Genomic DNA, 12,749 nt, shown 5'->3' with positions numbered 1-12,749 from the left:
GAGCCTGAAAAACAAGTGGAGCGGTCATGAACCTGACGCCGAGGGAAAAGGACAAACTGCTGATCAGCATGGCGGCCATGGTGGCGCGGCGCCGGCTGGAGCGGGGGGTGAAACTCAACCATCCCGAGGCAATCGCGCTGATCACCGACTTTGTCGTCGAGGGCGCGCGCGACGGCAGGGCGGTGGCTGACCTGATGGAGGCCGGTGCGCATGTCATAACCCGCGCCCAGGTTATGGAAGGGGTTGCCGAGATGATCCACGACGTGCAGGTGGAGGCGACCTTTCCGGACGGCACCAAGCTGGTGACCGTGCACGAACCGATCAGGTGAGACCATGCTGGATCTTCGTCCCAACTGCGAATGCTGCGACCGCGACCTGCCTCCGGAGAGCCGGGATGCGCTGATATGCAGCTTCGAATGCACCTTCTGCGTCGATTGCGCGACGGGTGTGCTTGAGGGCGTTTGCCCGAATTGCGGCGGCGAACTTGTGCGCAGACCGATCCGGCCGGCGAGTAAGCTCGTCAACAATCCTGCATCGACAGTACGAATTTTCAAGGCCGAGGGATGTCAGCCCCGTACGGCCGCTTAGGAGTGAGGAGAAGCCATGATCCCCGGTGAAATCATTGCCGCGAACGGCGACATCGAACTTAACAGTGGCTTGCCGACGGTGACACTTGAGGTATCCAACACGGGCGATCGGCCCGTGCAGGTCGGCAGTCACTACCATTTCTTTGAAACCAATGCCGGGCTGTCCTTCGAGCGCGACAAGGCGCGCGGCATGCGGCTCGACATTCCGGCAGGTACTGCCGTTCGTTTCGAGCCGGGCCAAACGCGACAGGTGACGCTGATCCCGCTGTCGGGCAAGCGCGCGGTCTATGGGTTCCGGCAGCAGGTCATGGGAGCGCTCTAAGATGTGCGATCCAGAGCGGGAAGAGAAAGAATGCTGAAGTACGTATTGCCGCTATTGTTGTGTGGCTGCGTTATGCTCGCTGAGGGTCCCGCCGTCGGCGAAGACGAGCCGCAGGTGGATTGCGAGAATGCCATGACCCAACACGATATGAATGTTTGCGCCCAAAAAGACTACGAGGAAGCGGATGCCGCTCTGAACGCGCAGTGGGTGTTGACGAAGGAAGCCGCCAAGGACTGGGACGAGGGGTTCAAGACGCTCAACATGATTGCGCGTGCCGAGGAAGCTCTGCTTGCCAGCCAGCGGGCCTGGCTCAAGTATCGAGACACGCAATGCGACGTGGAGGAACTCGGTGTGCAGGGCGGTTCGATGGCGCCGATGGTGTATTCCTCATGCTTGGCGGAAATGACCCGCGAGCGGACCGAGGAGCTGAAAAGCCTGGTCGAAAATTACTGAGACGGCAGGAAACTGAATGGGCAGGCGCATCATGATCGTTGGAAACGGACCGGTGGCGGATGGATCGGACAGGATGATCGACCTGTCCGACCTCGTCATCCGTTTCAACGACAGTCGGAATCTCGGCCCGGCCGGTCGAAGAACCGATGTCGTTGCCGTCTGCAATACCGGCCGTCCCGCGCATGCGATGGTGACGTCGCAACAATGGCGGGGTAGTCCTGCCGTCGTCGGGTCCCGCGAAATCTGGTCCGTACGCGATCCTGAGAAGTTCACCGCGTTGCGACCGCAACTCGCGATCACCAATCCCGAGCTCGACGATTTCTGTGACGACCGGACGGCGGACTTTGCAACATTCGCTCAAGAGTCCGGCAAGGCGCACCGCGTCATTCCAGCGACCGTGCACGAGGCTGCGGACGTGGCGCTCGCCGCCCATGAGCCGGGACCCTATGTGGTGCCGAGCAGCGGCATGGTGGTCGTGACCCATATTCTTGGCGATTTCGGCTTCGCCGGAGATGAGATCGTCATTGCCGGTTTCGGCCATACCGGCTGGGATGGCCATCCCTTCGCGGCGGAACGCCGGTTGATCGAAACCTATATCGCCGCCGGGCGCCTGCAGCGCCTGCCGTCCTCATCCTCCCCCTCCCAAGGAGCCTGAACCATGCCCTACAAGATGTCCCGCGCGGCCTATGCCTCGATGTTCGGTCCGACGACAGGCGATAAGGTGCGGCTCGCCGATACCGAGCTCTTTGTCGAGGTCGAGAAGGACTACACGACCTATGGCGAGGAGGTGAAGTTCGGCGGCGGAAAGGTCATCCGCGACGGCATGGGGCAGAGCCAGGTGACACGCGCGGACGGGGCTGTCGATACTGTCATCACCAATGCTTTGATCATCGATCACTGGGGAATCGTGAAGGCCGATATCGGCCTCAGGGACGGCCGCATCGTCGCGATCGGCAAGGCCGGAAACCCGGACACGCAGCCTGGTGTCGACATCATCGTCGGCCCCGGTACGGAGGCGATCGCCGGGGAGGGCAAGATCGTCACGGCCGGCGGCATGGACGCGCATATCCATTTCATCTGCCCGCAGCAGATCGAAGAGGCCCTGATGAGCGGTCTCACCTGCATGTTGGGCGGTGGCACGGGGCCGGCGCATGGTACGCTTGCCACCACGTGCACGCCCGGTCCCTGGCATATCGCCCGCATGATCGAGGCAGCTGACGCCTTCCCGATGAACCTGGCTTTCGCCGGCAAGGGCAACGCCTCTCTGCCCGGCGCGCTTGAGGAGATGGTGCTCGCCGGCGCAACTTCTCTCAAACTGCACGAGGATTGGGGCACGACGCCCGGCGCGATCGACTGCTGCCTGTCGGTCGCCGACCAGATGGATGTTCAGGTGATGATCCACACCGATACGCTGAACGAAAGCGGCTTTGTGGAAGATACGATCGGCGCGATCCGCGGCCGCACCATCCACGCCTTCCACACCGAGGGTGCGGGTGGCGGTCATGCGCCCGATATCATCAAGATCTGCGGCCAGTTGAACGTTATCCCGTCGTCGACCAACCCGACGCGTCCCTACACCGTCAACACGATTGCCGAGCATCTGGACATGCTGATGGTCTGCCATCACCTGTCGTCATCCATTCCGGAAGACATCGCCTTCGCCGAAAGCCGTATCCGCAAGGAGACGATCGCGGCCGAGGATATTCTGCACGACATCGGCGCCTTCTCGATCATCTCGTCCGACAGCCAGGCCATGGGCCGCGTCGGCGAGGTGGCGATCCGTACATGGCAGACCGCCGACAAGATGAAGCGCCAGCGCGGCCGGCTTGCGCAGGAGACGGGCGACAACGACAATTTCCGGGTTCGCCGGTATATCGCCAAGTACACGATCAATCCTGCAATCGCGCATGGCCTCAGCCACGAGATCGGCTCGGTGGAGATCGGCAAGCGCGCCGACCTCGTGATCTGGAACCCGGCCTTCTTTGGCGTAAAGCCTGATATGGTTCTGCTTGGTGGCATGATCGCGGCGGCTCCCATGGGCGATCCGAACGCGTCAATCCCCACGCCGCAGCCGGTGCACTATCGGCCGATGTTCGGCTCCTATGGCAAGGCGCGCACCAACACGTCCGTCACCTTCGTCAGCCAGGCCTCGATCGATGCAGGCCTCGCCTCGCGGATCGGCGTCGGCAAGCAACTCGTCGCAGTGAAGAATACACGCGGTGGCATTTCCAAGAAGTCGATGATCCTCAACGATCTGACGCCCGAGATCGAGGTCGATCCGGAGACGTACGAGGTCCGTGCGGACGGGGAATTGCTGACCTGCGAACCGGCAACGGTGCTACCGATGGCGCAGCGGTATTTCCTCTTTTGATCGGTACTCCGCTGGCATTGGCGGCTGACGGCATCCAGCGGATGTCGTCAGAGGTATTGGTCTGCGTGAGTCGCCGGCCAGATGTCCTCCCTTGGAGTTAGCTATCGTTAACAATCGATACGCGGCTGAGCGTCTCAACGCTTTAAGAGATTAAGAAATTCGGCTTCGGACCGAAGCGTAAACTGCGCTTTTCTGTGGAAAAGAAAGACGCATACCAAAAGTGGTGTTGCGGTCAAATCCGGTTGCAGAGGTTCGTCGAAGACGCCGCGAAATATCGGCAAAATACGTAAGCTACGGTAGCTCCTCAACAAATCCAACGCGCATTCTTTTATTCGAATATACTACTTTAAATATCGGCACGCGGTCTTCAGAAGCGACCTGAAAACTTTGTCCGAAATCGTTCTCTTTTTAACGTTTCGATTAGGAGAACGCCAAGAGAAGCTCCTTATCCGTTGGCCGTCGGAGGAACGAGGAGCGCCCCGTGAAACGCCTCAACAAATGGTTTTCCCTGAAGGTCGATCTCGCCGAATTCGAACGGCGCGGCGGCGTTCGGCGTTTTGCCCTCAAGATGGCTTTTCGTGCCGTTCTTTTGTCGTTTGCCCTCTGCCTGGTCGTGCTGCCGGTCAACCATGTGCTCGGCCTCGCGCCCGATTTCAGCAACGCGGTTTTGCTGTCTGTTCTTTTTTCGTGGTTGATCGGCGGTGCCGTGTCCGGACTGATGGCTCTCGCCCTTGGTAGCGCCATGCGGGAGTTGACCTTGTCCCGCGCGCGTTTCGAACGTCTCAGCCGCACCGACATGCTCTCCGGTCTTCTCAATCGACGCGCGTTTTCCGAGCTGCTGGCGCAGGGAGAAGAGAACGCCTCGCTCGCCATCTTCGATCTCGACCGTTTCAAGGCGATCAATGACCGTCATGGACATCTGGCTGGCGATACGGTGATCCGTTCTGTTGCAACAGCCATTCGCGAAGTGTTCGGCGCTCCGCATGTCGCCGCTCGACTCGGGGGCGAGGAATTCGGCGTGGTGATCCGTGGCGGCGATATGCAAAGCCGTATCGAGCTTGTCGAGCGGGTGAGGCAGCGGATCGCCGAGCAGAGAGTCGCTTTCGAGGATGTTGCCATTTCCACGACCATCTCGGTCGGCGTCGCCGAGTTCGGCGAACGGCGTGGAGAGATCGTCTATTCGTCCGCCGATCGGGCGCTCTACCTTGCCAAAGCCGCCGGTCGGAATCGGGTGGTGCACGAGAGCGAGCTGGCGCTGTCCTTCCGTCGCGACGAAGGGGAGGCGGGATCGATGGAGGTCGTCCCGCCGACAAGAACCGCCGTGTCGCTCTCCTGATCTACGGCATTTGCCGGTTGCGGCGCTGGCGTGAATTTTGCATGTTTGACTGCAGTGCAAAAGGACAGTCCATGCGTCGCGTAACATCGATTTCGACAGCCGGAGCGGGCATGCGTCCCGTGGCCGGCAAGATCATACTCTCCCATGACGAGCGACATCTGAGGCGCAAGCTGCTGCATCTTGCGGATGACAGCATGATCATGCTCGATCTGAAGGAGCCAGTGCTGCTCGCCCATGGCGATTTGCTGGAGGTGGACGACGGGACCGTTGTGGAGATCGAGGCGAAGCCGGAAAAACTGCTCGAAATACGAGCAAGAGATCGTCTTCACTTGATCGAGCTTGCCTGGCATCTGGGCAATCGTCACCTGTCGGCGCAAATCGAAGACGATCGCATCCTCATTCTCCGCGATCATGTGATCCGCGAGATGCTGATCGGCTTGGGTGGGGTGGTCGCGGAGGTGGAAGAGCGTTTCCAACCGGTTCGCGGGGCATATCACGGCCATGGTCATCATCATGGGTGAGAGCCCGCCGCGCGGCGACATAGGGGAGCGACAAGCTCTCCTTCGCCTGATGGCGTGGCTTTCTCCCGCCTTTCCTGTGGGCACGTTCGCCTATTCCGGCGGTCTGGAGCGCGCGGTCGCGGACCGGCTGGTGTCCGACGGGCCCTCGCTGCGGGATTGGGTACACTCATCTCTAGAGATCGGTGCGACGCGGACGGACGCCCTGTTTCTGTCGCTCGCGCATCGATGTCAGGAGGACGCTGTAGAGCTCGCCGCACTAGCCGACCTTGCCACATCACTTGCCGGTTCGCGGGAACGGCATGCGGAGAGCCTAGGTCTTGGCAGTTCCTTTGTAACGGCGGTCAGGGCATGGCCGGAGGCGGTGCTGGATCGATTGCCAGATCCCGCGCCCTATCCGGTCGCGGTTGGGGCTGTCGCCGGTGCTCATGGCGTGCCGGTGGAGTGGGCGCTTCTTGCGTTCCTGCAGGCCTATATCGCGCAGGCTACCTCCGTCGCCATCCGGTTTGGCGTGATCGGACAGGTGGAGGCGGTCGCCATACAGTCGGCGACCGAGGATTTGCTCAAACGCATCGCCGAGGTGTTGGTATTTGCGGAGGAAGGCGATCTGGGCAGCGGCACCATGATAGGTGACATCATGTCGCTTCGTCATGAAACGCAGCCTGTGCGGCTGTTCAGGTCCTGAGGATCAGCCGGGGCGACGAAAGGAAGAAGACGATGAAATCGGAAAACGGACCCTTGAGGGTCGGTATCGGCGGGCCGGTGGGCTCTGGCAAGACGGCGCTGACAGAGAAACTCTGCAAGGCGCTCAGGGATCGCTACTCGGTAGCTGTGGTCACCAATGACATCTATACGCGCGAGGATGCTGATGCGCTTGTGCGCATGCAGGCGCTGACATCCGACCGGATCATCGGGGTTGAGACCGGCGGCTGTCCCCATACGGCGATCCGGGAGGATGCCTCGATCAATCTCCAGGCCATCGCCGAGCTCGGACGACGTTTCGACGACCTCGACATCGTGTTCATCGAGTCGGGCGGCGACAATCTCGCAGCGACCTTTTCGCCCGACCTTGCGGACCTCAGCATTTACGTCATCTCGGTCTGCCAGGGCGAGGAAATCCCCCGCAAGGGCGGACCCGCCATCACGCGGTCAGACCTTCTGGTCATCAACAAGAAGGACCTGGCACCCTATGTCGGTGTCGACACGGATGTGATGGACGGGGATGCGCGACGCATGCGCGGCGGACGCCCGTTCGTCTTCACCGACATGAAGCGAGGCGATGGGCTTGGTGAGATCGTCGACTTCCTGGTGACGCACGGCGGTATCTGAAAAAAAGAGGCCGCCGGAGTGGCGGCCGAAAGCTGTCTACCAGGGAGAGTAAATCGTCCGTCAGATCTGCTTGAGGGCACTGACGTCGCTTATCTGAATGACCCTGCCGCGCACCGTCACACCGGCGCGGCGCAGAGAGGAAAAGGCGCGGGAGAGAGCCTCCGGCGCCAGGCCGAGCTTTCCGGCCAACAGGCTCTTCTGGAACGGGAGCCTGATGGAGGCGGAGGGGCTGTCCTGCGGGCAATGGTCTAGGAGGTAATGCGCGACCCGCTGCGGCGCCGTCTGAAGCCGGTCGTTGGCAACGATATCCATGGTCGAGCGGAGATAGTTGGACAGGCACTGGATGATAGCCTTGGCCACATCCTTTTCCTGCTCCGCAAGGGCGCGAACCTTGTCGAGCTCGAACCGGGCGACAGTCACGTTCTCGGCGGCCTGGGTGTTGTAGCGATAGGTGTCGCCGACGGCGAGCAGGCATTCGGCGAAGGTATCGCCAGGGCCGCAGACCCGGATATCCGCCTCGCGGCCGTCCTTGTTCAGACGGTATAAGCGGACATAGCCGCTCAGGACGCAAAAGAAGTATTCGGCGTGCTCTCCCTCGCGGAACAACAGGTCCCGGGCCTCGTAGTTGGTGACGGTCGCGATCTCCAGCATCTGCGCGAGCGCCGTCGGGCCAAGGGAGGCCATGAACGGCGTCTTCAGGAGGATGTTTCTGTCGCGTGTATTCAACTTCAGTATCTTGTTCACGTTCCTACGGCTCCCACCCTGGCGCCCAGCGCCACGCTTCATCCCGGTCGTGATCACGCGTTTCGATGTCCGGTGGCCTTACCGCAGGTGCGGCGAGGTCTGGCCTTGCCTTGAACCTGCTTCGCCTCGCGCGACCCACGACACCAAGCGTCTGGAGAAGCCGATCTCCCGATCCCATGGCGATCGTTGCCTTCGAAACGGTGCTCTGTCGCCCATTTCAGTCGTTGAGAATAGGATGCCCGCGATGCCGGCGGGTTGATTTCGATCAACCGTTTGTGAGCATTTCGCGAAAATACGGTATGGTGCGGCAAGAAAAAAGCCGGGCTAGGCCCGGCTTCTGAGGAGGTGAGTACGCGGGTCTACTCCGCGGCGAGCGGTGGAAGTGTCACGACATTGCTCTTCTGGTCGCTGCGCCGCTGTTCTGGGCGGTTGCGGGCCTCGATTTCGGAGAGTCTGGCTTCCAGCACTGAGAGGTTCTCGCGGTTCGATTGGGCGAGACGCGTCAATTCCTCCGAGTTCATTGCCAGTTGCTCCTCTTCCTTCTTCCCGACCATCCGGCTGAACACCCAACCGAGGACGCGCGAGAGGTCATCCATGATCAGGAAGAAGGCGGGCACGACCAGAAGGCTCAGCACCGTCGAGACGATAATGCCGCCTATCACGGCGATCGCCATCGGAGAGCGGAACGATCCGCCTTCGCCGACACCGAGTGCGGAGGGCAACATGCCTGCCGACATCGCGATCGACGTCATGATGATCGGGCGAGCACGTTTGCGGCCTGCCTCCACCATGGCGTGAACCCGCTCCAGACCGTGATTTCGCATCTCGATCGCGAAATCCACGAGCAGGATGGCGTTCTTGGTCACGATGCCCATCAGCATCAGGATGCCGATCAGAACGGGCATCGAGAGCGCATTGTTGGTGACGATTAGGCCCACCGCCACGCCCCCTATGGCGAGCGGCAGGGAGAACAGGATGGTGAACGGCTGGATCACGTCCTTGAAGAGCAGGATCAGCACCACAAGGACGAGAAGCAGGCCGAGCAGCATGGCGTTCGCGAAGCCCTGGACCATTTCGGCCTGGATCTTGGCATCACCGCTCTCGGCGAGTCGAACCGTCGGAGGCAGGTCTGTCTCCTCGACGATGCGTTTGAACTCGTCACTGGCCGTATCCAGGGCAGTCCCCTGCGGCACGTCGGAGCCGATCGACACCACGCGGCTGCGGTTGTTGCGCTTGATCGAACTCGGCCCCTCTGAATAGTCGATGTCGGCGACCGTATAGAGGGGAACCGTATTGCCCGTCGCTGTCTTGATCTTGAGGTTGCGGATCGCCTGCAGGTCGCGACGGACGTCGAGGGACGCCTGGGCGCGGATCGGGATCAGGCGGTCATCGAGCGAGATCTTCGGCAAAGCCGCATCCACATCGCCGATGGTAGCAACGCGGACCGTCTCGGAGATTTGCTGCGGCGTAATACCGAGACGGGCGGCCTCGTCCTTGCGCGGCCGGATTTGGAGTTCCGGGCGGGGCAGGGCGCCCTCCGACGATACGTTGGCCAGGATCGGTGAAGCACGCAGGCGGCTTTCAAGCTTGGCCACGGCCTCGTCCAGTTCCTCGCTGCTGCTTGCAAGGAAGTTGAACGACAGTTCGCGCTCGCCGCGATCGTTGAGTTTCGTCACCCGCACATCCGGGATTGAACTCACCTTTGCGAAGAGTTCCTTCTCGATGTCCCATTGTGGACGCTCGCGACCCTCAACCGGCATCTTCGGCAGGTATTCGCCGACAAGGGGGATCGATCCCAGACCCTTGTTGACGAGCGTCTTGACTAGCGAATGCTCGATCTTGCCAAGAATGACGTTGATCGTCGCGCGACGCAATTCCAGATCGCCCCTCGGTGAGGCGCCGCCGAGCACGAACACGCTTTCGACACCGTCGAGTGCGCGGATTGTTTCGTAGAGTTTAGTCGTCGTTTCCGCCGTTTCGTCCAGTGTGGCGTTGGGTGGCAGTTCTATCGACAAGGTGATGCGCGATGCATCTTCGGGCGGAAGGAAGCTGCCGGGCACCTGGGCCAGAAGCATCATCGAACCGATCAGGAAGAGAATCGCGCCGCCGAGCGTCGCGTAACGCATGTACCAGCGCTTCGTCGTTCCGGTGACGAGCCTTGTATAGGCCTTCATCAGCGCGCTGTCGTTGTCGCTATGGTCGTCCATCGCGTCTTCGGCGCGCATGAGATACGCGGCCATCAAAGGTGTAACAAGACGCGCCACCAGCAATGAGAAGAACACCGATATTGCCACCGTCAGGCCGAACTGGATGAAGTATTGGCCCGGTATGCCCGGCATGAACGACACCGGCACGAACACGGCGATGATGGTGAAGCTCGTTGCGATAACGGCGAGACCGATTTCGTCAGCCGCTTCCAGCGCCGCGCGGTAGGGCGTCTTGCCCATCTTGATATGGCGGGCGATGTTTTCGACTTCCACGATCGCGTCGTCGACGAGAATACCGGTCGCAAGCGTGAGAGCCAGGAAGCTGACAAGGTTCAGCGAGAAGCCGAGCAGATCCATGACCCAGAAGGTTGGTATCGCGGAGAGAGGCAGTGCGACGGCCGAAATCAGCGTTGCACGCCAGTTGCGGAGGAAGATCAGAACCACGATGACGGCAAGGATCGCGCCCTCGATCAGGGTGTGGATCGCCGCCTCGTAGTTTCCGTAGGTGAAGTAGACCGCATCGTCGACCATCTGGATGTTGACGTTCGGATTGTTGGTCCGGATCTGGTCAAGCTGGGCTGCCACGGTTTCGGCGACGGAGACTTCGCTCGCGCCCTTGGCGCGGAACACCGCAAAGGTCACCGACGGCTCGCCATTGAACCGCGAGAAGGACTTCGGCTCTTCATACGTGTCCCGGACGGTGCCAAGATCCGAGAGCTTGACGAAGCGTCCGCTCGGAAGCGCGATCGTCGTCTCGGCGAGCTCCGCCACATTGCGGGCGTCGCCGAGCGTGCGGATGCTTTGCTCGCTGCCGCCCACCTGGCCACGCCCCGAGCCGAGGTCGAGGTTGACGCTACGCAGTTGGGCGTTGACATCGGGTGCCGTGATCCCCAGCGCGTTAAGCTTGTCGGCATCCAGAGCGATGCGGATTTCACGATCGGCGCCACCGTAACGGTCGATCCGACCAACGCCGGGCTGGCCCTGAAGCGCACGCTTGATGGTGTCGTCCACGAACCACGACAGTTCTTCGAGGGTCATATTGGGCGAGGATACGGCAAAGGTCTGGATCGCCTGTCCCTCGACTTCCACCTTCGAAACGATCGGTTCGTCGACCGAGGCCGGCAGGTCACCGCGAATTCTGTCGATTGCGTCCTTGACGTCCTGTACCGCTTCTTCGGTTGGCTTTTCAATGCGGAACAGGACCGCAGTGGACGAAAGACCATCCGTCACCGTCGACGTGATTTCGTCGACGCCGCTGATCGAGGCAACGGCGTCCTCGACCTCTTTCGTTACCTGCATTTCCAGTTCGGACGGCGAGGCGCCGCTCTGTGTCACGGCGATCGAAACCACCGGGACGTCGATGTTCGGGAAACGGGTGATCGGCAGCGCAAAGAACGACTGGATGCCGAGAAACACCAGCAGTGCAAACGCAAGTAGGGGCGCTATCGGATTTCGGATCGCCCAGGCGGAGAAATTCATCGTCAGGTGTCCCCTGTTAGTTCGACGCTGCCGGTTGTTCGCGAACCGGCACGATCCTATCGCCATCACGCACGAAGGCACCCGCCTTCGCAACCACCAAATCACCCGGTTCGAGACCGTTCACGATCTCAACGAAGCCCTCGTCCTGAATGCCGATCTCGACCGAAACCTGCTTCACGACGTTGTCTTCGACCTTGCGAGCAATGGTACCTGCTCGCTCGGTCGTCAGCGCTGCTTGCGGCAGCGCAAGCGCCGTGACTTCCTCGATGACGATCTGGGCGCTCGCGTACATGCCCGATTTGGCACCGGCGCTTTCATCGACCAGGATATGAACGGAACCCAGTCGTGTCGTCGGATCGACGACCGGCGAAACCAGGCGCACCTTGCCAGGCAGGGAGTCGCGGGTGCCAGCGATGGATACCTTGGCGGGCATCCCTGTCTGTATGCGGCCGATTTCGCCTTCCGGTACGTCTGCCACGAGTTCGATCTCGCCATTGCGGATCATGGTGAAAAGCGGTGTGGCCGATCCACTCGCGATCGCGCCGATCTTTGCGTCGCGGGCCGATATAACGCCATCCACAGGTGCCTTGACCTCGGTACGCCCGAGATTGAGGTCGATGTCCTCAAGTTGCGCTTCGACGACCTTGATGTCGGCTTCGCCCACGGCCACGGCCTGTCGGGCGGCATTCAGCCTGGCTTGCGCGGCATCCGCGGCAGCGGTCAGTTGTTCTACCTGCGATGTCGAAATCGTGCCCTTTTGCCCAAGAGTCACTGCGCGGTCGCGCTGGCGAACGGCATCGTCGGCGTTTGCCTCCGCTTCGATCACCTGCGCGCGATACTGCGCAAGCGCTGCCTCCGCCTTTGCCTTGCTGGCGTCGAGCTGACTTTTCTGGAGAATGAGGGTGTCGCGATTGAGTTCCGCCACGACATCGCCGGCCTTCACCCGGTCTCCGACATCGACATTCAGAGTCTTGATCGAAAGACCTTCCACGAGCGGTTGTATGAAGACTTCCTGGACCGGCCGGATCGTGCCCGACGCGAGAACGCGATCGACCAGAGGACGCACCGTGGCCTCGCTTACGACGATCGATGGCAGGTTCTGTTGAGGTTCCGATGCCGCCTCCTGGGAGACCGCCGGCAAGCCGGTCAGGGACAAAGCGAACAGCGCTATTGCTGCGGAGATCGGGATGCGAACCATGAGCCTCTTCCGGTAAAGTCTGAACGAGAATACTGTCATTACGTGCGTTACGGGCCCGCGGATCGCCCTACATCAAATGCGATACGAAATTGCCCTCTGGACCCGCCGGTCATGCCGCCTCACTACGGCACTCAAGATGGTGACGCGGCTACCGGTTGCAAGTCTATGGTTCGCACTTTTCGCGTTGCCTCTCCGCAAAACACAA

13 protein-coding genes are annotated in these 12,749 nt (G+C 61.1%); 10 read left to right on the top strand and 3 right to left on the bottom strand.

The annotated features are described in order from the left end of the window. The first annotated feature begins 26 nt into the window (after positions 1-26). From J5J09_RS15975 to ureG, 10 genes are all read left to right on the top strand, one after another. The gene (locus J5J09_RS15975; RefSeq protein WP_208552166.1) at positions 27-329 is read left to right on the top strand and encodes an urease subunit gamma; all 303 of its coding nucleotides are present in this window, start codon (positions 27-29) and stop codon (positions 327-329) included. Between the two features lie 4 nt (positions 330-333). Then, complete coding sequence (locus J5J09_RS15970; RefSeq protein ID WP_208552165.1) at positions 334-588, top strand: DUF1272 domain-containing protein; 255 nt, start codon at positions 334-336, stop codon at positions 586-588. Positions 589-603: 15 nt separating this feature from the next. Continuing rightward, a complete protein-coding gene (locus J5J09_RS15965; protein ID WP_208552164.1) occupies positions 604-909 on the top strand; it encodes an urease subunit beta in 306 nt (101 codons plus the stop codon). A gap of 30 nt (positions 910-939) precedes the next feature. Continuing rightward, positions 940-1,362, top strand: coding sequence for a lysozyme inhibitor LprI family protein (locus J5J09_RS15960; RefSeq protein ID WP_208552162.1), 423 nt, complete (start codon positions 940-942; stop codon positions 1,360-1,362). Positions 1,363-1,393: 31 nt separating this feature from the next. After that, a complete protein-coding gene (locus J5J09_RS15955; RefSeq protein WP_208553609.1) occupies positions 1,394-2,017 on the top strand; it encodes a Urease operon accessory protein in 624 nt (207 codons plus the stop codon). Positions 2,018-2,020: 3 nt separating this feature from the next. Beyond that, positions 2,021-3,733 (top strand): urease subunit alpha, encoded by a 1,713-nt coding sequence (gene ureC / locus J5J09_RS15950; RefSeq protein WP_208552161.1) that lies wholly within the window; start codon positions 2,021-2,023, stop codon positions 3,731-3,733. A 481-nt stretch (positions 3,734-4,214) separates the two neighbouring features. Continuing rightward, complete coding sequence (locus J5J09_RS22885; RefSeq protein WP_208552160.1) at positions 4,215-5,069, top strand: GGDEF domain-containing protein; 855 nt, start codon at positions 4,215-4,217, stop codon at positions 5,067-5,069. Between the two features lie 71 nt (positions 5,070-5,140). Then, the gene (locus J5J09_RS15940) at positions 5,141-5,590 is read left to right on the top strand and encodes an urease accessory protein UreE (protein ID WP_208552158.1); all 450 of its coding nucleotides are present in this window, start codon (positions 5,141-5,143) and stop codon (positions 5,588-5,590) included. Further along, the gene (locus J5J09_RS15935) at positions 5,571-6,272 is read left to right on the top strand and encodes an urease accessory UreF family protein (RefSeq protein WP_246745857.1); all 702 of its coding nucleotides are present in this window, start codon (positions 5,571-5,573) and stop codon (positions 6,270-6,272) included. The genes J5J09_RS15940 and J5J09_RS15935 overlap by 20 nt, the downstream gene beginning before the upstream one ends. A gap of 32 nt (positions 6,273-6,304) precedes the next feature. After that, positions 6,305-6,916, top strand: coding sequence for an urease accessory protein UreG (gene ureG, locus J5J09_RS15930; RefSeq protein WP_208552156.1), 612 nt, complete (start codon positions 6,305-6,307; stop codon positions 6,914-6,916). Between the two features lie 60 nt (positions 6,917-6,976). On the opposite strand, the gene J5J09_RS15925 is transcribed toward ureG, so the two are convergent. From J5J09_RS15925 to J5J09_RS15915, 3 genes are all read right to left on the bottom strand, one after another. Further along, complete coding sequence (locus J5J09_RS15925) at positions 6,977-7,702, bottom strand: Crp/Fnr family transcriptional regulator (protein ID WP_208553607.1); 726 nt, start codon at positions 7,700-7,702, stop codon at positions 6,977-6,979. A gap of 317 nt (positions 7,703-8,019) precedes the next feature. After that, positions 8,020-11,346, bottom strand: coding sequence for an efflux RND transporter permease subunit (locus J5J09_RS15920; protein WP_208552154.1), 3,327 nt, complete (start codon positions 11,344-11,346; stop codon positions 8,020-8,022). Positions 11,347-11,362: 16 nt separating this feature from the next. Further along, positions 11,363-12,544, bottom strand: a complete 1,182-nt coding sequence (locus tag J5J09_RS15915; protein WP_208552151.1) for an efflux RND transporter periplasmic adaptor subunit — start codon at positions 12,542-12,544, stop codon at positions 11,363-11,365. Between the last annotated feature and the right edge of the window lie 205 nt (positions 12,545-12,749).

The sequence above is a fragment of the Ciceribacter sp. L1K22 genome (assembly GCF_017599385.1).
Lineage (GTDB): Bacteria > Pseudomonadota > Alphaproteobacteria > Rhizobiales > Rhizobiaceae > Allorhizobium.
This window is presented reverse-complemented; position numbering and strand designations above follow the sequence as displayed.

Bases quoted from the DNA above. Each gene is read 5' to 3' on its own strand.
- J5J09_RS15975 (WP_208552166.1), top strand. From the start codon at position 27: ATGAACCTGACGCCGAGGGAAAAGGACAAACTGCTGATCAGCATGGCG.
- J5J09_RS15970 (WP_208552165.1), top strand. From the start codon at position 334: ATGCTGGATCTTCGTCCCAACTGCGAATGCTGCGACCGCGACCTGCCT.
- J5J09_RS15965 (WP_208552164.1), top strand. From the start codon at position 604: ATGATCCCCGGTGAAATCATTGCCGCGAACGGCGACATCGAACTTAAC.
- J5J09_RS15960 (WP_208552162.1), top strand. From the start codon at position 940: ATGCTGAAGTACGTATTGCCGCTATTGTTGTGTGGCTGCGTTATGCTC.
- J5J09_RS15955 (WP_208553609.1), top strand. From the start codon at position 1,394: ATGATCGTTGGAAACGGACCGGTGGCGGATGGATCGGACAGGATGATC.
- ureC (WP_208552161.1), top strand. From the start codon at position 2,021: ATGCCCTACAAGATGTCCCGCGCGGCCTATGCCTCGATGTTCGGTCCG.
- J5J09_RS15940 (WP_208552158.1), top strand. From the start codon at position 5,141: ATGCGTCGCGTAACATCGATTTCGACAGCCGGAGCGGGCATGCGTCCC.
- J5J09_RS15935 (WP_246745857.1), top strand. From the start codon at position 5,571: ATGGTCATCATCATGGGTGAGAGCCCGCCGCGCGGCGACATAGGGGAG.
- ureG (WP_208552156.1), top strand. From the start codon at position 6,305: ATGAAATCGGAAAACGGACCCTTGAGGGTCGGTATCGGCGGGCCGGTG.
- J5J09_RS15925 (WP_208553607.1), bottom strand. From the start codon at position 7,702: ATGAAGCGTGGCGCTGGGCGCCAGGGTGGGAGCCGTAGGAACGTGAAC.
- J5J09_RS15920 (WP_208552154.1), bottom strand. From the start codon at position 11,346: ATGAATTTCTCCGCCTGGGCGATCCGAAATCCGATAGCGCCCCTACTT.
- J5J09_RS15915 (WP_208552151.1), bottom strand. From the start codon at position 12,544: ATGGTTCGCATCCCGATCTCCGCAGCAATAGCGCTGTTCGCTTTGTCC.